11 protein-coding genes are annotated in these 20,792 nt (G+C 59.3%); 4 read left to right on the forward strand and 7 right to left on the reverse strand.

Annotated elements, in window-relative coordinates:
- Window positions 1-226: ATP-binding protein (locus HHL24_RS38655; protein WP_230417513.1), on the forward strand; the 226-nt coding region annotated here is incomplete at its 5' end.
- Window positions 227-370: 144 nt separating this feature from the next.
- Window positions 371-5,254 carry a cytotoxic necrotizing factor Rho-activating domain-containing protein gene (locus HHL24_RS38660; RefSeq protein WP_169490570.1) on the forward strand — a complete coding sequence of 1,628 codons (4,884 nt, stop codon included), beginning with the start codon at window positions 371-373 and terminating at the stop codon, window positions 5,252-5,254.
- A 162-nt stretch (window positions 5,255-5,416) separates the two neighbouring features.
- Here HHL24_RS38660 and HHL24_RS38665 read toward each other — a convergent pair whose 3' ends face one another.
- Together HHL24_RS38665 and putA are read right to left on the reverse strand one after the other, a co-directional pair.
- Entirely contained in the window at window positions 5,417-6,565 is a 1,149-nt protein-coding gene (locus HHL24_RS38665) for a branched-chain amino acid ABC transporter substrate-binding protein (RefSeq protein ID WP_169490571.1), read from the reverse strand.
- Window positions 6,566-6,654: 89 nt separating this feature from the next.
- The gene (putA, locus tag HHL24_RS38670) at window positions 6,655-10,584 is read right to left on the reverse strand and encodes a trifunctional transcriptional regulator/proline dehydrogenase/L-glutamate gamma-semialdehyde dehydrogenase (RefSeq protein WP_169490572.1); all 3,930 of its coding nucleotides are present in this window, start codon (window positions 10,582-10,584) and stop codon (window positions 6,655-6,657) included.
- A gap of 314 nt (window positions 10,585-10,898) precedes the next feature.
- On the opposite strand from putA, the gene HHL24_RS38675 reads away from it, so the two are divergent.
- Window positions 10,899-11,069 (forward strand): hypothetical protein, encoded by a 171-nt coding sequence (locus tag HHL24_RS38675; RefSeq protein WP_169490573.1) that lies wholly within the window; start codon window positions 10,899-10,901, stop codon window positions 11,067-11,069.
- 111 nt (window positions 11,070-11,180) lie between these two features.
- On the opposite strand, the gene HHL24_RS38680 is transcribed toward HHL24_RS38675, so the two are convergent.
- From HHL24_RS38680 to hemE, 4 genes are all read right to left on the reverse strand, one after another.
- Window positions 11,181-11,438 (reverse strand): hypothetical protein, encoded by a 258-nt coding sequence (locus HHL24_RS38680; protein WP_169490574.1) that lies wholly within the window; start codon window positions 11,436-11,438, stop codon window positions 11,181-11,183.
- Window positions 11,438-12,868: a YeiH family protein gene (locus HHL24_RS38685; protein ID WP_169490575.1), complete on the reverse strand. Its 1,431-nt coding sequence runs from the start codon at window positions 12,866-12,868 to the stop codon at window positions 11,438-11,440. Before HHL24_RS38685 ends, HHL24_RS38680 begins: the two co-directional genes overlap by 1 nt.
- A 170-nt stretch (window positions 12,869-13,038) precedes the next feature.
- A complete protein-coding gene (locus HHL24_RS38690) occupies window positions 13,039-15,285 on the reverse strand; it encodes a primosomal protein N' (protein ID WP_329606809.1) in 2,247 nt (748 codons plus the stop codon).
- A 464-nt stretch (window positions 15,286-15,749) separates the two neighbouring features.
- Window positions 15,750-16,850, reverse strand: coding sequence for a uroporphyrinogen decarboxylase (gene hemE / locus HHL24_RS38695; protein WP_169490576.1), 1,101 nt, complete (start codon window positions 16,848-16,850; stop codon window positions 15,750-15,752).
- Between the two features lie 218 nt (window positions 16,851-17,068).
- Here hemE and HHL24_RS38700 point away from each other — a divergent pair, with 218 nt between their 5' ends.
- Window positions 17,069-17,872 (forward strand): transporter substrate-binding domain-containing protein, encoded by an 804-nt coding sequence (locus HHL24_RS38700; RefSeq protein ID WP_169490577.1) that lies wholly within the window; start codon window positions 17,069-17,071, stop codon window positions 17,870-17,872.
- Window positions 17,873-18,745: 873 nt separating this feature from the next.
- On the opposite strand, the gene HHL24_RS38705 is transcribed toward HHL24_RS38700, so the two are convergent.
- A complete protein-coding gene (locus tag HHL24_RS38705) occupies window positions 18,746-20,476 on the reverse strand; it encodes an AMP-binding protein (RefSeq protein WP_169490578.1) in 1,731 nt (576 codons plus the stop codon).
- Between the last annotated feature and the right edge of the window lie 316 nt (window positions 20,477-20,792).

Genomic DNA, 20,792 nt, shown 5'->3' on the forward strand with positions numbered 1-20,792 from the left:
TAGCCTTCTGATCACGGCCAACCAGCCGTTCTCGGGCTGGAACGACGTGTTCCCCGATCCCGGCATGACCGTCGCTGCAATTGACCGGCTCGTCCATCATTCGACGATCTTCGAGATGAATGTCGAAAGCTACCGTCGTCGCACCGCCAGCGACAAACAGAACAGCCGGCGCCGACAATCATCCAGCGACAATCACAAGGAAGGAGCGACAAACATGGCCGAATAACCACCGACAATCAACCCGGTCGACCGGCCAAAATGATTGTCGGTAAACCGGCCATCCTGCTTGACGTTATCCACTTCTTGTCCAAAGGTCGCCCGAGCGGCGCGTGCCGGCAACGGTGCGGAGCCGCCGGGCCTCGAGATGGTCATGGCTGATGTCATTGACAGGCTAGGCGAGGACGATGTATCCGCAACGGCTGCTACGGTGTGTTCAATATTGTCAGGTCGTGCAGAAACGACGGACCCGATAACGCCGCCTTGGCAGTCACTTCCAGAGGAACAAACCAATGCCGCGCGTCAATCGGCGCAGTTGGAGGCGGACGCGGTGCAGAGCGCTGTCCCGGAGACCTGCGCACGATCGCCCGGGACAAAGAGCGGCGGATACGTTTCAGTCCCGATGGGCGCGGCTGCCACCGTCGTCGGGCACGCGGCGTTCAGTACGCCCAGCAGGGAGGCCGTAGCTTCCGGTGACGCTTCGGGTGCGCCTAGGGCCGATCCCGCAGCCAGCGCTCAACACTCGGCCGGATCCGCGAAGATAGAAACGAACCCCGTCGTTACCATCGCCGTTGGGACCGCAGTTGTTGCGTGCACTACAGGGCTATCGCGAACGGATATGGTCCTCGCGTCCATGGCCCTGACCTCCGTTGTCGTATTGACCGCCGGCTTTGCCACATTAGGGGTTCACCTTGCGGGAAAGAAAGAAAACTCCGGGATGGAAGCGTTGCGGGCTGATGCCGAACCACCAGGCCAGGAATGCCCAAGCGTGGATTCCAACAGGTACGCCGTGCATTCAAATTGGATTGGTTTGAAGGGGCAGGACCTTGGATGTGTTCTGTCTTTCCTCGAAACTCAATTCGACTATAGTCTTTTTGAAGACGCCCTTGATTCAATTTCCGATATAAAAAATGAAGATCGGCCTTCTGAGGAGAATGAAGAAATCTATAGGACGGCCGTGCGTCAGGCCTTTCTTGACTATTCTGATGACTCTCATCCTCCCGTATGCTACCTCTCCTCAGAACATCGATATAGCCAACAGCTTTATTCGATTTTAAAAGAGATCAGCAATAGCGGTGTCAAGGAATGTGCGCCTGAAAAATTGCGGCGTCTAAAGTTAATCCTTATCAAAATAAAAGCCTACGAGACCTTCGCCGCGCGCGCACAACAAGGTTTTCGTCCGGAGGGTAAGCATAGAGTGGTTGTCAAGTTGGAATCGGTTTTTGATTTGCCGATCAATATCAACGAACTTCCATTACACGCTAAAACTCTGAATGATTATATCGTAAATCAACTCGGCAACAAGTCAAAAACAGACCCCACTGGCCCGCTGGCTGAGGGAGTGGGTATTGCCCTCCAATTGTGGGCCGACAACGCCCTCACGGCTCCAAATGGAAAGGCCGGCATCTCCGAGAAAATGATATCTGCAATCCGGCATACGATCCAGAAGAAAATCCTCGAACTACGGGAAGACATGTATAACCTTCGGGGTCCACGTGAACGTATCGAATTGGAAATAAAGGCCAAGTCACTTCTCGCACACAGGTATGCATCACGTTATGTCGAAAAGCGCATATCCCTATCCCGCAACTATCTCAATGTTCTGAGAAAAATCAAATCAAAACTCCCTGCTTCAGCAATTACCCCGGAAGATGCCACCGTTTTTGAAGCCAGAGCGTTGGCTGTTAAAGCGACGCTGCAGATGCTCGGAAAAAATCAAAACCTACCTGACAACATTCATAACTTATCGATTACAGGTTGCCTCGATAATTTCGCCTTGCTCGTCGGCTCAAGTCCCGAAGTAACGACGTTCGCTTCATTCGCAGAAGCTATATTCTATAAATCACTGACAGGATCGAGCATTGGTGATTTATATTGGTATAACCTGGATCCTACCAAATTACTTATCGAGTTCAATAATAGACTTGACGAGCTGCCATTCACAAAGCGGCGCAGCGGGACAGTGGCCGAAGCAGAGCAGTTCATAAAGAATATCAAGCCAAACATCGAAACGAGTAACGACGCGGAATATTATAACCAGTTCGTAACATTTCGATCTGAATATCTTTCACCGTTGTCAGAAGCGCTCAGCCTCCACGCACTCTTCGATTATGGCTTGCATCCCTATCTGATTCTCACCGAAAAGCCGATACGGACAATCAGAACAAATGTATTTGTAAAACCAGTAGCAGAATTACCTTTATTGCCTCAAGAAGAATTTAACTTAATGATTGTTTTCCGGAAAATGATCAATAGTGCGTCCAATTTTTACCAAATGATCCGCAATATATATGGCGCAGGATATTCGATAGCTGGCGAATTGATTTTTTGCGAAATGGCATCAGGAAATTGGACCGTCATTTCCACACTTAACGGACGATTTATTATCAAAACCGTAACTGCAGCCGAAATGACTGCAAATAGAATACTCTTGGCCATATCGCAAAAAAAACCCTACCTTCGGCCTTCAGAAGGCATTTCCGCATTCTTCCCAACTGAGCATTTACTGTGGAGGAAAAATCAGTTGTTCACAGAAGTGATACATCCGGTCCTCCAAAACACGACGAGTCTCGATGCGACAACGTTCAGTGAAGCTTATCTCGTTTTAGATCGACTAGACGGACCTGATTTTTCGGGAAAGCGACTCATCGAAATCACGGATGCTGCCGGCAAGACCATGCTTGAGAGAATAATCGACCAGCGAGAGGACGTGGAATATCACTTGCATTGGTGGCAATACATTACCTTGTTTATCCCGGGATTCGACATGGTTTATCACGCCGCTAATGATCCTGACTACCATCCCTCGAACAAAGAAATCCTGGAAGAAGTAACACTTGATCTTCTCACCATGGTATCGATAGTGATTCCGGAAGCGGAACTTTCTTTGCAAAGCGCAAAAGCTTTACGCATATCAACGTTCGAAAATCTCATCAAAGGGCACAGAGGAAAGGCGTTATTAATGGCGATTGTTGCAGATACGGCGAAGGATTTTTCGCTTTTACCACTCCGCCTTTTTGCGACTACCAGTTACGAGTTATTTGCGTTCTGGGAGCCCTTACCGCTCAAAACTATCGCAACCTCTCTTTTCAGACGCGTCAGAACATTAAAGTTTAGATCCGGGTTTAAATTAATATCCCCAAAGGTAATTTCAAAGAGAAAAATTAACACGCTAACCCCGGAAACTGCCGGTGGCAAAAAACCTGCTGGAAACACCTCCAACAAAGCCAAGGGGGTCGTGCTAGCTCGAAATGACGATGACATCCGATATTATGAATACTCGTATTCTTTTAAAGAAAAGGAAGCTTTGCTAGGTGCCCCGATCGGTGGCATCAAGGCTAGTCACCTTGCTGGCCTGACCCAGGTCCAGATTGAGCCGCTCTGCAAGTTTGTAACCAGCTCGCGCAAACGCGCGTTGGATTCTCTAGACAACGCTCTCAAAGCCCTCAGCCAGAAGAAAGAGTCACAAAAGATCAATGAGGCGCTGGACATCTTTCTGGGCAGACACACTGACGCCGTGAAAGAAAACATCCGAAATGAGTTGGAAAAAATCAGGTCGTTTTTAAATCAACTCACCGTCGGCGACGATATTTCTTATCAGGCCGGCTATCTCGCGAATCAACCGAAAATACTTATGGTCACGAGAGCTGCTGCCGCACTGCGTGACTGGAAAAATGAATTTCCACCCATTACTATATACGTTGACGCAGTGATCGATGCATCGCTCAGAAAGAGTTTTACCCAAAGCGAGTTCAAGGATTACCTGGCAACCGTTTTGATTCATGAAGCTTATCACGCGGTGAAACGCGACACGCCCGACTTTAAATACGCGAAAATCTTCGGCGATTCCCTGGACATTGCCGATATCGTTGCGTTACCGGAGCCACAGTTTCGGGGGGAAAACGTTCAGGAAATCATGCGGGAATTTGGACTGTCGCCATCGGAACTGAATGACTCCCTCGAGAGAGCCAATAAAGCAGCATTACAAAATCCGGATAATTTGGCCTATTTGACAGTGCTTCTCGATTATGTCCGGACCCATCATTCCGGTCACAATAAATTCATCACCGACTATAGTCGATGGAAAATCGATCGGAACTCACCGCTTGAATGGCAATTTAAGGGCCATCAGAAAAAAAGTGGACCGATCCAGCTAGCGCATACGGACATTGGCGCTCTGGTTCGGGGTGACGTCGAGCCTCTTGCCAGGAACGGATTGTTGAATAGAAAATCATCCAGTGAGATTGGGCTTGGCTTTGACGCTGCAAGATTTGACTCCCATTCGATCGGGATCGAAAAGTTTTCTCTCGCCGACGGCAAGTTCGCTGATGTCGTGGATACGTGGAAGGGCGGTGACACTACGTCTCTGGGGAAAGATGAAGTTTGGGCAGGAACCTGGGGGAAAGATAACTTGCTTAACGACGATATATCCATTATCGAGTTAGCGGGTGGAAAATCGGGAACCGCTGCAATTCGGATAAAATTGGACGACCTAAGAGAAGGATATCCAGTGATCGTATCCGCGGGCGAATTGAGTGGATCGACCGTTGCTTTCGGGGTGGACGAGCAATATTTTTATGCTTTCCACGCTGGACAGAAAAGTGGTGATCAGGAGTGGCATACCGATCAGCAAGGCGCCGCAAGCATCTATCGTGCATATCTCTCCTTAAACGGAGAGGAAATACCAAGTCTGAGAATCTCCGAAGACATGGTGCTTGTCAACGAACGCAACGAATTAGCAGGGAACAGCGGAATAGTCGATATCCTGGAAAAATACGAGAGTGGGTTCTTTGCTTTTTCCGGAAAATCGGCGGCTAGTCCTCCGGCAGAAACGGACACAGAAAAGCCTATCCGATGGCTTGACTACGCACCGACGACGACAGATTCGGCGGCAGAAAAAGGGTGTGCGTATGCGTTGCTGGTCCGACGCGACGGCAATCTGAAAATAACAGCTCATGCTGCGAGCGCTGCGTCGACGCAACCTCGCGGTGGGGCTAGACCGAAAACACCTGGCAAGCAGTTCGTTCTCAAAGGTTGACGCCAGGTTCGTGACCGCCGGCTGCATGAATCACGATGCTTGTAAGCGCTCCGGCAGACAACACCGCATCGCCGAACAAAAAATCAGCGTTTCCGGTGGTGTAAAAAAACCCCGCCGAAGCGGGGTTCCCGTGACGCTCAAGCAAGCAGCAAAAAAAACCGCTTACCTCCCGCCCACGCTTTGCAGCGTCGTCCACTTGCCGTCGACAACCTTGTACAGCGTGATGCCGCCGTTCTTCAGATCGCCCTTGCCGTCGTACGCGAGGTTCGCTGCCGTCACTGCCGGCATCGAGGTCTTCGCGAGCAGCGGCAGGTACTTGGCCGGATCGGTCGAGTTAGCCTTCTTCATGGCGTCGAACATGGCCATTGCGCCGTCGTAAGCGTACGGCGAGTACGTTTGCACGTCTTCGTTGAAGCGCTTCTTGTACTTAGCGACGTAGTCCTTGCCGCCCGGCATTTCTTCCAGCGGCAGGCCGGCGAGCGATGCCACCGTGCCGTTTGCCGCTTCACCCGCGAGCTGGATGAACGTCGGCGTGTGAACCATTTCGCCGCCCATCAACGGAGCCTTGATGCCCAGTTGCTTCATCTGCTTGACCATCGGTGCTGCTTGCGAATCCGCGCCGCCGTAGTACACCATGTCCGGGTTGGTCGACTTCAGTTTGGTCAGAATCGACTTGAAGTCGACAGCCTTGTCGTTCGTGTATTCACGATCGACGATCTGGCCGCCTGCGGCCTTCGCGGCCTTTTCGAACTGATCAGCCAGACCTTGGCCGTACGCCGTGCGGTCGTCGACGATCACGATCTTCTTCATGCCCAAGGTCTTCACCGCGAACGTGCCGGCGACCGAACCTTGCTGCGTGTCGGACGTCATCATGCGGAACGTGGTCTTGAAGCCTTGTTGCGTGTACTCAGGTGCCGTCGCCATCGCGATTTCGGGGATGCCCGCGTTCGCGTAAATGCGCGAAGCCGGAATCGTGGTGCCCGAGTTGAAGTGGCCGAGCATGCCCTTGATGCCGTCATCCACCAGCTTTTGTGCAACGGTGGTGCCGGTGCGCGGGTCAGCCTGGTCGTCGGCCGAATCCAGCACGAAGCGAATCGGCTTGCCGCCGATCACCGGCTTGGTTGCGTTCATGTCTTCCACAGCCAGCGTGATGCCGTTCTGGAAGTCCTTACCGTAGTGCGCCTGTGCGCCCGTCATCGGACCGGCAAAGCCGATCTTCACGTCTTCCGTCGATTGAGCGTTGGCCGTCCCCGCCAGCGACATGGCCGCAACCAGCGCTGCGCCTGCCAGCTTTGTCATCTTGTGTTGCATAGCTTCTCCTTGGTACCAGGTGTGGATGGAGCGGTTTTTCGGGGTCGCCGTACCGCTTCCGTTTTTTTGAAGTAATCGATGAGGTTCGCTCAACCGATCGTCATCAAATTCGCATTGCCGCCTGCTGCTGCCGTATTCACACTGACCGAGCGTTCCGTCAACAGACGCTCGAGCGCGTAGTCCTCATCGCCGCTTTCCAGCGCGCGAGCCGCGACGCCCTGCACCGAGACGATCGGACCGGGGCGTTTCGCAACTTCCTTCACCAGCGCCAGCAGTTCGTCGCTATCGCCTTCGAACAGCACCGCGTCGAACGGCGTATCGGCGCTCTTCTTCACGCTTGCGTAAGACTTCAACGCGGCGGGCAGCTGCGACACCAATTGTTCACCAGCCGCGCCCTCGAACAACGCCCGATTTCCCGTAGCCAGCGCCGCGGCGAACTGCACGCGCGCACCGCTCGCCGTCGACGCGATACACAGCACCGTGCCGCGCGCGCCCAGCGTGTACGTGTTGCGCTCGCCGGTGGGCCCCGACAATACCGCAGTTGCGCCCGCCGGCACATGCGACAGATAACCGTCGCAACGTGCGGCCAGCACCGGCTGCTGTTCGCTGATCAGCCAGTCGCGCAGCGCCGTCAAGGCAGCGGACGGATTATCGCCGTTCACGCCCGCTTGTGGCACATCGACGATCAATGCATCGGCCAGCGACTTCGGCAAACCCGCCGGACGCGTGGCCAGCAGGCGTTGCAGATACAGCGCGCCACCTGCTTTCGGACCCGTGCCCGACAAACCTTCACCGCCGAACGGCTGAACCCCCACCACCGCGCCGATCACGTTGCGGTTCACGTAGATGTTGCCGACGTGCGCACGGCTGATCACGTGGGCGATGGTTTCGTCGATCCGCGTGTGAATGCCGAGCGTCAGGCCGTAGCCGGTCGTGCGGATCTGCTCGAGCAGCTTGTCCAGCTGGCTGCGGCGGTAACGCACCACATGCAACACCGGGCCGAACACTTCACGCTTCAATTCGTCGATGCTGTCGAGTTCGATCAGCGTCGGCGGAACAAACGTGCCTTGTGCGCCGCCTTCCGGCATCGGCAGTTGCTCGACCTTGCGGCCTTTCTCGCGCATCGCCGCGACGTGCGCGTCGATGCCGCGTTTCGCGTCGAGATCGATCACCGGGCCGACGTCGATCGACAGGCGGTCCGGATTGCCCACTGACAGTTCGCGCATCGCGCCCGTCAGCATTTCCAGCGTGCGGTCCGCAACATCCTCTTGCAGACAAAGAACGCGCAACGCGGAACACCGTTGACCGGCCGAATCAAACGACGATTGCAGCACGTCCGCGACCACCTGTTCAGCGAGCGCCGACGAATCGACAATCATCGCGTTCTGGCCGCCGGTTTCGGCGATCAGCGGGATCGGCTTGCCTTCCGGATCGAGCCGGTTCGAGAGCGTCTTGTTGATCAGACGCGCGACTTCGGTCGAACCGGTGAACATCACCGCACGGGTGCGCGGATCGGCCACCAGCGCGGCGCCGACCGTTTCGCCGTCGCCCGGAAGCAGTTGCACCGCGCCCGCCGGCACGCCGGCTTCGCGCAGGATACGCACGGCTTGCGCGGCGATCAGCGGCGTTTGTTCAGCCGGCTTCGCGAGCACGGTGTTACCTGCCGCCAAAGCCGCGGCCACCTGGCCCATGAAGATCGCCAGCGGGAAGTTCCACGGGCTGATACAGACCACCGGACCGAGCGGGCGGTGCGTGTCGTTGGAGAACTCGTTGCGGATCTGCGTCGAGTAGTAGCGCAGGAAATCGATCGCTTCACGGATTTCCGCGACCGCGTTCGCCAGCGACTTGCCGGCTTCACGCACCACCAGACCCATCAACGTATGCATCTGTGCTTCGAGCAGATCGGCGGCACGTGCGAGGCAATCGGCGCGGGCATCGACCGGCGTCGCTTGCCAGATGGGTGCGGCGGCGACCGCGTGCGCCAATGCTGCGCTCACGTGTTCCGACGTCGCTTCGACGACTGTACCGACGAGGTCGCGATGATCGGCCGGGTTGCGCACGTCACGTGCGACGCCCACGGCGATCTCGTTGTCTTCGAGCATCGGCGCGGCGCGCCACGGGTGATGCGCGCTCGCCAGCAATGCTGACGACAGCGACGCCAGACGATGTTCGTTCGACAGATCGAGGCCCATCGAATTGAGACGCTCGGCGCCAAACAGATTGCGCGGCAGCGGAATCTTCGCGTGCGGCGCGCCGAGCGGGACGACCTTCGAGGCTTCGTCGACCGGATCGGCGATCAGGTCCTTGATCGCGACGTTTTCGTCGGCGATGCGGTTCACGAACGACGTGTTCGCGCCGTTTTCCAGCAGACGGCGCACGAGGTACGCGAGCAGCGTTTCATGCGTGCCGACCGGCGCGTACACGCGGCACGGACGGTTCAGCTTGTCGCGGCCGGTGACTTCCTCATACAGCGGTTCACCCATGCCGTGCAGGCACTGGAACTCGTACTGGCCGGGGTAGTAGTTATTGCCCGCGAGGTGATAGATCGCCGACAGCGTGTGCGCGTTGTGCGTGGCGAACTGCGGATAAACCGCATCCGGCGCGCCGAGCAACTTCTTCGCGCAGGCAACGTACGAGACATCCGTGTAGATCTTGCGCGTGTAGACCGGATAGCCTTCGAGGCCGTCCACTTGTGCACGCTTGATTTCGGTATCCCAGTACGCGCCCTTCACGAGACGGACCATGATGCGGTGACGGCTGCGGCGCGCCAGATCGATCAGGTAGTCGATCACGAACGGGCAGCGCTTCTGATACGCCTGCACCACGAAACCGATGCCGTTCCAGCCGGCCAGTTCCGGGTCGAAGCACAGCGCTTCGAGCAGATCGAGCGAGATTTCGAGGCGGTCGGCTTCTTCAGCGTCGATGTTCAGGCCGATGTCGTAGCGGCGCGCGAGGATCGCCAAAGAACGCACGCGCGGCAGCAGTTCGCTCATCGTGCGTTCCTGCTGCGAACGCGAATAGCGTGCGTGCAGTGCCGACAGCTTGATCGAGATGCCAGGGCCTTCGTAAATACCGCGGCCGCCGGCCGCCTTGCCGATGGCGTGGATCGCCTGTTCGTACGATGCGTAGTAACGCTGCGCGTCGGCTTCGGTGGTGGCTGCTTCGCCAAGCATGTCGTACGAGTAGCGGAAACCGCGTGCTTCGTACTTGCGGCTATTCGCCAGCGCTTCGGAGATGTTCTCGCCGGTGACGAACTGTTCGCCCATCAGGCGCATCGCCATATCGACGCCCTTCCTGATCAGCGGCTCGCCACCCTTGCCGATCAGTCGCGTGAGCGCCGACGAGAGGCTCGCCTCGCTGTTGGTCCCCACCAGTTTGCCGGTGATCATCAAGCCCCACGTCGCGGCATTGACGAACAGCGACGGCGCCTGGCCGACGTGCGATTTCCAGTCGCCCTTGCTGATCTTGTCGCGGATCAGCGCGTCACGCGTGGCGCGATCCGGAATGCGCAGCAGCGCTTCGGCGAGGCACATCAGCGCGACGCCTTCCTGGCTCGACAGCGAGAATTCGTGGATCAGCCCTTCAACGCCGCCGCCCTTGCTCTTGGTGCGCAGCGTTTCGACCAGCTTGCCGGCCATCGCTTGCACGTCGCCCGCGAGATTGGCCGGCAGACGCGCCTGACCAAGCAGGAACGGCACGCATTCCGGCTCGGGACGGCGGTAAGCCGCGGTGATGGCCGCGCGCAGCACCGATTGCGGTTGCACGTTCTGCGCAAATTCGAGGAACGGATGGGACGCGCCGTCTTCCTCCTGCTCCACCGTGGAGCCGTCAGCCAGATCGGCGGAGCCGGTGTGGCCCGACAATTCAGGAGGCAATTGGCCGTGCTCGATCTTTTCGAGGTATGCGAAGATCGCCTGCTTGATCAGCCAGTGCGGAGTGCGTTCGAGGCGAGTGGCGGCATCTTTCAGCCGGGAACGCAGGAGGTCGTCGACCTTGACGCCGAGGGTGGTGCTAGCCATGTTTCCTTCTTCGGATACCAGACCAAATCGCTGGCGAAAGACTAAAAGTTGAGCGAATCCTACGCCTCCCAATAAAAAGGTGCAACCATGCGCCACGCATGGTTGCACCTTCTGGAAAGCTCGATACAGCGGGGGTTTGCGCCGAATGGCGCTGGACGCGGCGACGGAGGCGGCGATCAGTACTTTCCCTGGCGTGATTCTTTTCGCTTTTACCCTTATCAGATTGCTCGGCGCGCCGTTATACAGAACATGGATGGTCGCGGCCGCAAGGCACGCACACAAAAAACGGTACGGGGTTTCAGAGGACTGGCGAAATGGAAAAGTGGTTTGTGGTACTGGGCATCTGGGCCATGTGCGCGACTTGCGCCGTGCTGTTCATTCGTGGCGCGACGGGTGGTTCGGGCAAACGCACGGCAGACGATGGACGCGCGCAGCCGGCATCGCGCACATCGGCTGGCGACACGCGGGCAGCGTTGAACGATTGAACGGCAGAATCCGGCGGCTCGCGATAGGCAGTGCGACGCCGGTCTCGACTGATACAGCGAGTAGCGAATGTGCGCCGCGCGGTTCAACCGGCGGCGACAGAACCACGCGCGTCAGTGATGCGGGATCGGCTTGAACTGAGCGCAGGCGTCGTTGGGCGAAACGAGCTGGTCGTGCAGCCGGCAAAGCCGGCTGTCCGCCACGCTCGCGCCAAACCCGGAACTGAACACGGCGAGACCCGGAATGCTCTGCTCCAGTGAATGCCGATCCTCGGCGCGATACCGGCAGCTTGCACAGCGCGGCGCGCACGCTTCTCCGCTCGCTTCTCCGCGCTCATGGGCCGTGCCGGCGATGCGGACGGCCTTGCTCATCACGAGCCCTGCCCCAAGCTATTCCAGTACGGTGCGAACACGTGCGCGGACAGCGCGTAGCCGATGGCGATATTGACCACCACGCCCGCCGTAAAGGCGAGGAATGGTTTCAAGCCGGTGGCCGAAAGCGCGCGCAAGCGAGTGGTCAACCCAATGCTCAGAAAACAGAACGTGAACGCCCACGTGCGCAGCGCGGTGATCGGCGCGACGAATTCGGGCGTGACAACCTTGCGGTAATCAGCCAACGAGTAGTGGCTGGCGATCCACGTCACCAGCGCCGACGCGATCACGAAGCCGATCACGAATTTCGGAAAGCGCGCCCAGATCTCACCGGCATTGGCCTTGGCTTTGACACCGCTGTCCTGCGACTCCCAGCGCGTCGTCGCGACAATCGCCAGCACGAACGCCCAGATACCGATCCAGATGTCGCGGCCGACCACCTTCATCAGCGTGAACGCCTGCAGCGACGCCTCAGGTGCCCCCGCAATCACCCCGCCGGCGTGTTTCGCGAAGTCGCCGTAGGCTTGCGCGGCGGCAATGCCCGCGGCGTCGGCGAATTCAGAGGTGCCGATCCATGCGCCGGCTACCGCCGTCGATAGACCCAGCGAACGCGATGCGAACGGCAGCACGAAGATCATCACGATGGCCCACAACACGACCAATGTGATCGCCACCGACGCCTGTTCGCGCTTGGCCCGCACCGCGCCGGCAATCGCAATCGCCGCCGAGACGCCGCACACCGCGCCGCCGACACCGAGCACGGCTGCGAACCGCCGGTCGAGGCCGAGCGCCTTGCCGGCAAAGAAGATCACGAAGAACGTCACGAGCGAGACGATGGTCGCCTGCCCGACCGCGACCGGCCCCGCCCACACTAGCAAGGTGAACGGCAGCGTCGCGCCGAGCAGCACGATGCCGACCTTGATATAAAACTCGACCCGCAAGCCCGCGGAAAACCACTCCGGCAACGTGAACACATTCGAGATCAACAGGCCGAGCGCCAGCGCCACCAGCGGCGGCTCGAGGTTGTACTTCGACGCATTGACCCACGCGCCCAGCGTGAAGATCAGCGCCGATGCGATGAACAGGATCAGGAACGACGCCAGGAAAGCGCTGACTCGCTGCTTCAACGCGGCGAGGCTCACGCCGAACAGCACGGCGAACACGACGAACAGCGCGACATAGTTCGGCAGATGCTTGCCGATGTCCTGCGCGGCGAGCGCCACGGTCGACCATTTGGCCGGCGCTACCGCCAGCCACTTGATGCTGCTGCCCGAGGCGAACAACCCCCAGGCGATCGCGATCACGAGCAGGCCGATCCAGACGGCCCACCAGTCCTCAGTGGAGAAGAGACCGCCGCCGTGTGCGCTATGGCCACTGCGGTCTTTGCCGGGCGCGGCGCCAGTCGGCAGCGTTTGGTTGGTATCGCTCATCGCAATGCCCCGAGGTAGTTGAGGTGCATCGGCGCGGGAACGTTTGAGTTTTGCTTAAAGATGCGCCGATTCGGCGAAATATAGGCGAGCGGCGGCGCAAAGCGAAACGACCATTCGCTCTATGAATATGACTCAAAGGAGTAACGCCCCGGGTGGCCCGGCGACGAGCGTCAGATGTCGAGCGGGTCGACTTCGAGATTCCAGCGCAGCACACCTTTCAGGCCGCGCAACATCGGTTGCCACGCGCGCAAAGTAGCCTGCAACGCGGCCCGCGACGCGCTCTCGATCAGTAATTGCGCGCGATGCACGTGCATCACCTTAACGATGGTGAGCGGCACGGCGTCATAGACCGTCACGCGCTCGGCGGCCGGAATCTCCGTCAGCACGGCAGCAGCCTGTTGCAGGAAGGCGAGCGCGGCTTCGAGCGTGCGGCCTTCGGCGCGCAGCAAAGCCTGATAGACGAACGGCGGCAGATGAGCGTCGCGCCGCTCGGCCAGCGTCGAACTGGCAAAGCCGACGTAGTCATGCCGTCCTAGTGCGTGATACAGCGCATGGCGCGGATAGCGCGTCTGCACCAGCACTTCGCCCGGCAAACCAGCACGGCCCGCGCGGCCACTCACCTGCATCAATTGCGCGAAGAGGCGTTCGCTCGCGCGGAAGTCGTGTGAAAACAAGGCGGTGTCGGCGTTCAGCACGCCGACCAGCGACACCCGCTGGAAGTCGTGGCCCTTTGCAATCATCTGCGTGCCGACGAGGATATCGACTTCGCCCGCGTGGACATCGGAGAACAGCGCCTGCGCGCTGCCTTTGCGACGCGTACTGTCGGCGTCGATGCGCAGCACGCGGGCGCCGGGTACTGCGCTCGCCAGCGTTTCTTCGACGCGTTGCGTGCCGCGTCCCATCGGTGCGATGTCGACATTGCCGCACTCGGGGCACGAGCGCGGAATGCGCGCTTCCCAGCCGCAGTGGTGGCAGCGCAGCGCGCGCTCGGGTTTGTGCAACACGACATAAGCGCTGCAGCGCGGACAGCCGGCCACCCAGCCGCAGGCATCGCAGGCGAGCTGCGGCGCGTAACCGCGCCGGTTGAGGAATACGAGACTCTGCTCGCCGCGCTCGAGCCGCGCCTTCAACGCCGCGACCAGCGGCCCGGACAACCCTTCCACCGAGGCCCGCCCGCGCCGCCGCTCTTCTTCCAGATCGATCAGCTTGACGGTCGGCAGGACGGCGTCGGCGACTGCACGGCGCGACAGGGTAAGACGCTTATAGCGCCCCTGATCCGCCTGCCACCAGCTTTCCAGCGACGGCGTGGCCGAGCCGAGCACCACCGGCAAACCGAGTTGCTTGGCGCGATAGATCGCCAGATCGCGCGCCGAATAGCGCAGGCCTTCCTGCTGCTTGTAGGCTGGATCGTGTTCCTCGTCGACGACGATGATCGCGAGTTTTGGCAGCGAGGCAAGCACCGCCAGCCGCGTGCCGAGCACAATGCGAGCGCGCCCGGTGTGTGCGGCGAACCAGTTGCGAGCCCGTTCGCCTTCCGCGAGGCCGCTGTGCAGCGTAACGATCGACGTGCCTTCGAGCGCGGCAAAGCGCGCACGGAAGGCCGACTCGAACTGCGGCGTCAGATTGATTTCAGGGACAAGGACGAGTGCCTGCGCGTCGGGCTTCGCTGCCAGAATCTCGGCGAGCGCACGCAGATACACCTCGGTCTTGCCGCTGCCCGTCACGCCGTGCAGCAGGAACGGCGCGAAACCGTCCGCGTCGCGGATCGCTTCGACTGCGCTCGCCTGTTCGTCGCTGAGGGTAGGTAGGGTGGGTGCGGGCGTATCCGGCGATGCGGGGGTGGCGACTACCTCGGCGGCTTCGATCACCTCCAGCGCAACCCAGCCCTCGGTCTGCCAGGCGTCCAAGGTTGCAATGGCTTTGGGGTGGAGCGCGCGAGCGTCGGCGGAGATGAGAAATTCGGCCTCGGCTAGGGCCTCGGCAAGCTTGCGCAGCGCGCTGGCGCGCGCAGGCAATGTTTCCGGCAACGCAGCGCGACCCTCGGCCGTCAGGCTGTAGCGCTCTTCCGGTGCGAACAGGCGCGACCAGCGCGAGGCGTCACGCAGGGCTTGCGGCAAAGCGGGCAGAGCCACTTCCCCGAGGCCACGTTGATAGTAGTCAGCAGCGAAGGCCGTGAGCGCCAGCCATTCGGCCGACACTGGCGGGCAGGCGGTACAGACCGTGTTGACCGCTCGCAGGCGGTCCGCGGGCACGTCGCTGTGAGTGGTCACTTCGCACACGAGGCCCACCACGTGACGCTTGCCGAACGGCACGCTCACCAGCATGCCCGGCGCGACACGCTCGGGCGTGTCGCAGCGGTAGTCGAACAAGGTCGGCAGCGGATGATCCAGCGCGACGCGGACGAACACTTCACTCACGCGGCGGTGTGGATCGGGTAAGTGGATGCGGCACGATGCCGCGTCACGGTGCACGTTGAGCAAACGGCGAACCCTTCGAAGTTAAAGTAAAACTTCAATTTCGGCGCTAAGTTTTGGATTCGGCTGAACAATTGCAATCGGTCCGCTTGCCTGTGGATAACTTTGTTGAGAACTTCGCTCAGATGGGCCAAGAACCGCGCCGCTGCGGCCTTCTGTGGGATTCCGCACACTTTGTCGTGGACCCTTGAAACCCTTGCCAGACAAGGCTTAGATCAAATGCGCCTGCAATGTGCAAGGGCTAGGTTACGACGAATGCTTCTACCGCGCCGCAGCGTGGTCAATGTGCATAAGTCAAGTCTTGACTTTCGTGGGACCGCCATCTGACGGCCCGTTGAGTACAAATATTCCCTTAGACCGAGAGCCCAGTTCGCTGCGTCGCAGCAAAAATGGCAACGATTACGGCGTCAGGTTGGTGCATGCGCGCCGCTGCGAATCGCACGACTGTGCCGATGTACTTCGTCCACGAGTTCGGCAACATTCTCCGGCGGCGTGAACTGCGAAATGCCGTGGCCGAGATTGAAAACGTGGCCAGGATGATTCCCGAAGCTGTCGAGCACGGCGCGCGCTTCCATGCGGATCGCAGCCGGCGGCGCAAACAGCACCGAAGGATCGATATTGCCTTGCAGCGCCACCTTGCTACCCACGCGCTCGCGCGCCTTGGTCAGGTTCACGGTCCAGTCGAGACCCACCGCGTCCACACCGATATCGGCGATCTCGTCGAGCCACAACCCACCGCCCTTCGTGAAGGTGATCACCGGCACTTTTTCACCGTCGTGATCGCGTTTCAGCTGACTCACGACCTGCTGGATGTACTGCAACGAGAAGCGTTGGTAGACGCCGTCCGCGAGCGCCCCGCCCCACGTATCGAAAATCATCACGGCTTGCGCGCCGGCTTCGATCTGCGCATTCAGATACGCAGCAACCGACTTCGCGTTGACGTCGAGAATACGGTGCATCAGGTCCGGGCGCGCGTACAACATCGATTTGACCGTGCGGAAGTCCGCCGACCCGCCGCCTTCGACCATGTAGCACGCCAATGTCCACGGGCTGCCCGAAAACCCGATCAGCGGCACGCGCTGACGGCCTTGCGCGTCAGTGAGCGCGGTGCGGATTTCGCGCACCGCGTCGGTCACGTAGCGCAGCGTGGCGTCGATATCCGGCACCGCGAGGCGCGCCACATCGTCTTCCGTGCGCACCGGCCGGGCGAATTTCGGACCCTCACCGGTGACGAACTCGAGGCCGAGGCCCATGGCGTCCGGCACCGTCAGGATGTCGGAGAACAGGATCGCGGCGTCGAGCGGATAGCGCTCGAGCGGCTGCAGCGTGACTTCCGTTGCGTACGCCGGGTTCTTCGCCAGACCGAGGAAACTGCCCGCACGACCCCGCGTGGCGTTGTATTCCGGCAGGTAGCGGCCAGCCTGCCGCATTAGCCAGATCGGCGTGTAGTCAGTCGGCTGGCGCAGCAGCGCGCGCAGGAAAGTGTCGTTCAGGAGTTTATGGGCCACGTTGCGTACGACTGAGGGCAAAGGGGCATTTTACCGGACCCGGCTCGCCGTATCGCGCTTGATGCGGGCAATAACTGTCGCGCGCCTTACTGGCGGCTGGCTTTTTTGCTGCCCCGTGCAGCGCCATGACTCAGCTGAACGGCCAATGTTCAAGCGTGAATTGCCGGGCTATCATCCGACGGCCTTACCAAACAATTACGCGCAACCAAGGAGACTCGATGAACAAGGCAGCACTCGCACTGCTCGGCGTTCTGGCCGGTGTTTTGATGCATGCAGGCGTGGCTCAGGCGCAGACCAGCGCCACCGCCACCGCCGCGGCGCCCTCGCGGCTCGACGAAATCCTCACGCGCGGCACGCTGCGCGCCTGTACGACCGGCGACTACAAGCCGTATTCGTTTTACAAGGCAGACGGCCAGTTCGAAGGCATCGATATCGACATGACCGAGTCGCTCGCCAAATCGCTCGGCGTGAAGGCGGAGTTCGTCAAGACGTCGTGGCCGAACCTGATGAACGACTTCGTCGCGAAGTGCGACATCGGCGTGGGTGGTGTGTCGCCGACGCTCGAGCGCCAGAGGCGCGCGTTTTTCACTCAGGCGTACATGATCGACGGCAAAACGCCAATCGTCCGGTGTGACGACGTCAACAAATATCAAACGGTGGCGCAGATCGATCAGCCGGCGACCCGCGTGATCGTCAATCCGGGCGGCACCAACGAGCGCTTCGCCAAACAGTATTTCCCACATGCGAACCTGACCGTCTATCCGGACAACGTGACGATCTTCAAACAGATCCTCGCCGGCAAGGCCGACGTGATGGTGACGGATGCGTCGGAGACCTTGTTGCAGCAAAAGCTGAATCCGGGTCTTTGCTCGGTGCATCCGGACAAGCCCTTCCAGTATGGCGAGAAGGCCTGGTTGCTGCCGCGTGGCGATGTGACGTTCCAGCAATACGTCGATCAGTGGTTGCACCTTGCGCGAGCGACCGGCGAGTATCAGGCGATCTCGGATAAATGGCTGAAGTAAAGGTTGTGGGATGCGATCTGCGTCCCCGCTCAAGCGAAAAAGCCAAGCGGACTGGTCGATTAATAGGTCCGCATGGCTGACACAATCGTGTAACCAGACCCCGAGGTATTAAACAAAATCCGAACAATCCGGTTGAACGAGGGGCCAACAAATCGGCCCCTCGCGCGTCTTTCCCGCATACGTGGCGTGTTGCAGCGCAGCGCACGCGCTTATCCGCGAACAGACGGGTTCGTAACCCCGCAAAAGTGCCTGTAACACAGCCGACCCGTCCAAAAAAGATGAGCATGCAACCATTTCATGCGGAATCGACTGAACGGATTACGTTGCGATATGCGTCGCGAATAGCATCAATCAGGCGTATGAAATTGCCCAACAGTCATCGGTAAAAATTACGTTTAAAACGTTTCTGATTGGAAAAAGGTCCCGCAACGCCTTATCTGGCGGGCGTTACAACCTGAAACACTTTGTTACCGCGCTCGTAGGTTAATTCGCCCACAATGCCCTCAACGGTTTCAACACGGATGTGGCTGGGTGCGTGGTGTGAGCGGATACGATGCACTTGCCGGTCGGCGTATGCCGAAGCCCTGTGAAGGGGCATCCCTGCTGGGGCCGTAGTCGACGCAGGGTCGTCGTCTCAGTCGGTTCCAACTTTGGTCTCCTCGCGCTAACCCCGTAGCGTGTGGTTTTTAGCGGGCTCCAGGCCCGCTTTTTTTTCGTCCGGTCAAACGTTTGCGAGCTTTTTAGCGGATCAATTTGGCGGTTTTCCAGCCGCGCGTTTCCCCGCTTATTGCCACCTTTCACAGCAAACGGTTTCCCTCCAAATGTCGGCCGGCGCCGCGCGAATCTTCGTGCGGCGCCGAACCAGCATGGCCGTCAGGCCGTCTTGCCTGTCTGTACCTTCAATTCGCTGATCATCCGTTCACGCATGATGAATTTCTGTACTTTGCCGGTCACCGTCATGGGCAATTCGTCAACGAAGCGGATGTACTTCGGCACCTTGTAGTGAGCGATCTGGCCCTGGCAGAACTGCTGGATTTCCTCGGCTGTGGCCTGCTCTCCTGAGCGCAATACGATCCACGCACACACTTCCTCACCGTACTTCGCGTCGGGCACGCCAAACACCTGCACGCTCTGGATTTTCGGATGGCGGAACAGAAACTCTTCGATCTCACGCGGATAGATGTTTTCGCCACCGCGAATCAGCATGTCCTTCAGGCGGCCGACGATGTTGCAGTAGCCATCGGCATCGAGCGTCGCCAGATCGCCGGTATGCATCCAGCCGTCGACGATGCTTTCCCGCGTCTTCGCTTCGTCCCCCCAGTAGCCTTGCATCACCGAATAGCCCCTGGTGCACAGTTCGCCCGTTTCGCCCACCGGCACGATCTCGCCAAGCGGATCAACGATCTTCACTTCGAGATGCGGCTGGATACGGCCGACCGTCGTGGTGCGCTTGTCGAGTGGGTCGGTGGTGGAACTCTGGAAGGACACCGGGCTCGTTTCCGTCATGCCATAGGCGATGGTGATCTCGTTCAGATGCATCTTCGAAACGACCTTCTTCATCGTCTCGATCGGGCACGGTGAGCCAGCCATGATGCCCGTGCGCAGACGCGAGAAGTCGTAGGTGGCAAAGTTCGGATGATCGAGTTCGGCGATGAACATGGTCGGCACACCGTGCAGCGCGGTGCACTGCTCTTCGGCGACGGCCGCGAGAGTTGCAGCCGGGTCGAAGCCCTCGCCCGGGAACACCATATTCGCGCCGACCGACACGCACGCCAGCACCGCCAGCACCATGCCGAAGCAGTGATAGAGCGGAACGGGAATGCACAAGCCGTCCTGCTCCGTCAGACGCATCGCCATCGCGATATAACGCGCATTGTTAACGACATTGCTATGCGTCAGCGTCGCGCCCTTCGGATTGCCTGTCGTGCCGCTGGTGAACTGGATGTTGATCGGTTCGTGGCAGGATAGCGTCGCGCCAATCGCGTCGAGCTTCGCGACGTCGAGTGTTGCGCGGCCCTGCTCGATCACGTCGGAGAACGTCAGCATACCGGGCGTTTCCGTGTCGCACATGCGAATCACGTAGCGCAGATCTGGCAAGCGAGCAGCGCGCAGTTCGCCCGGATTTTGCGTCGCCAATTCCGGCGCGAGTTCCTGCAGCATTTCGAGGTACATCGACGTCTTGAAACGCTCGGCCGCGATAATCGCCTTGCAGCCGACCTTGTTCAACGCGTACTCGAGTTCCGCGAGCCGGTACGCCGGATTGATGTTGACGAGCACCGCGCCGATGCGCGCGGTGGCGAACTGCGTCAGCAGCCATTCCACGCGGTTCGGCGACCAGATGCCCACCCGGTCGCCCTTCGCGATACCAAGCGCAAGCAGACCGGACGCCAGCACGTCGACCTCTTCGGAGAACTCCTTCCACGTCCAGCGAATACGCTGCTCGCGAAATACCACCGCCGGACGGTCGGGGAAGCGCGCTGCGGTGTCGCGCAGAAATTGGCCGACCGGCGCTTCACTCAACGCAATCTCGGTCGACCCGCGAACATACGACAGATTGTCTTTGGGTTCGATGAGTGCGCCTTCGCCTGACATGTGCGTTGCCATGGTGTTGTCTCCGTGAGCCTAAGCTCGCCCAGTCTATTGAAATGAATTTGAAATCGATTGTGCCACCAGCAGATGTCGGCGCGGCATCAAGTCTTACCCGCAGCGCATTGACAGAGCGTCGCAGCGGCAGCGGCAAGCGCATGACACCCACCAGTCGTCGCAGTTGCATCTGCTCCTGCCACCTCCAACCTCGGCTGCAACCTGCGATCTCCGAACAGCTCACTGCCACCGCTACGAGCAAAAACCGAATTTCGCTTACCTTTCCGTAAACGTCAAGTAAAGGCCAAAAAAAAGCAGCCACGAAGGCTGCTTTCTT

This window comes from Paraburkholderia polaris (genome assembly GCF_012927345.1).
Taxonomy (GTDB): Bacteria; Pseudomonadota; Gammaproteobacteria; order Burkholderiales; family Burkholderiaceae; genus Paraburkholderia; species Paraburkholderia polaris.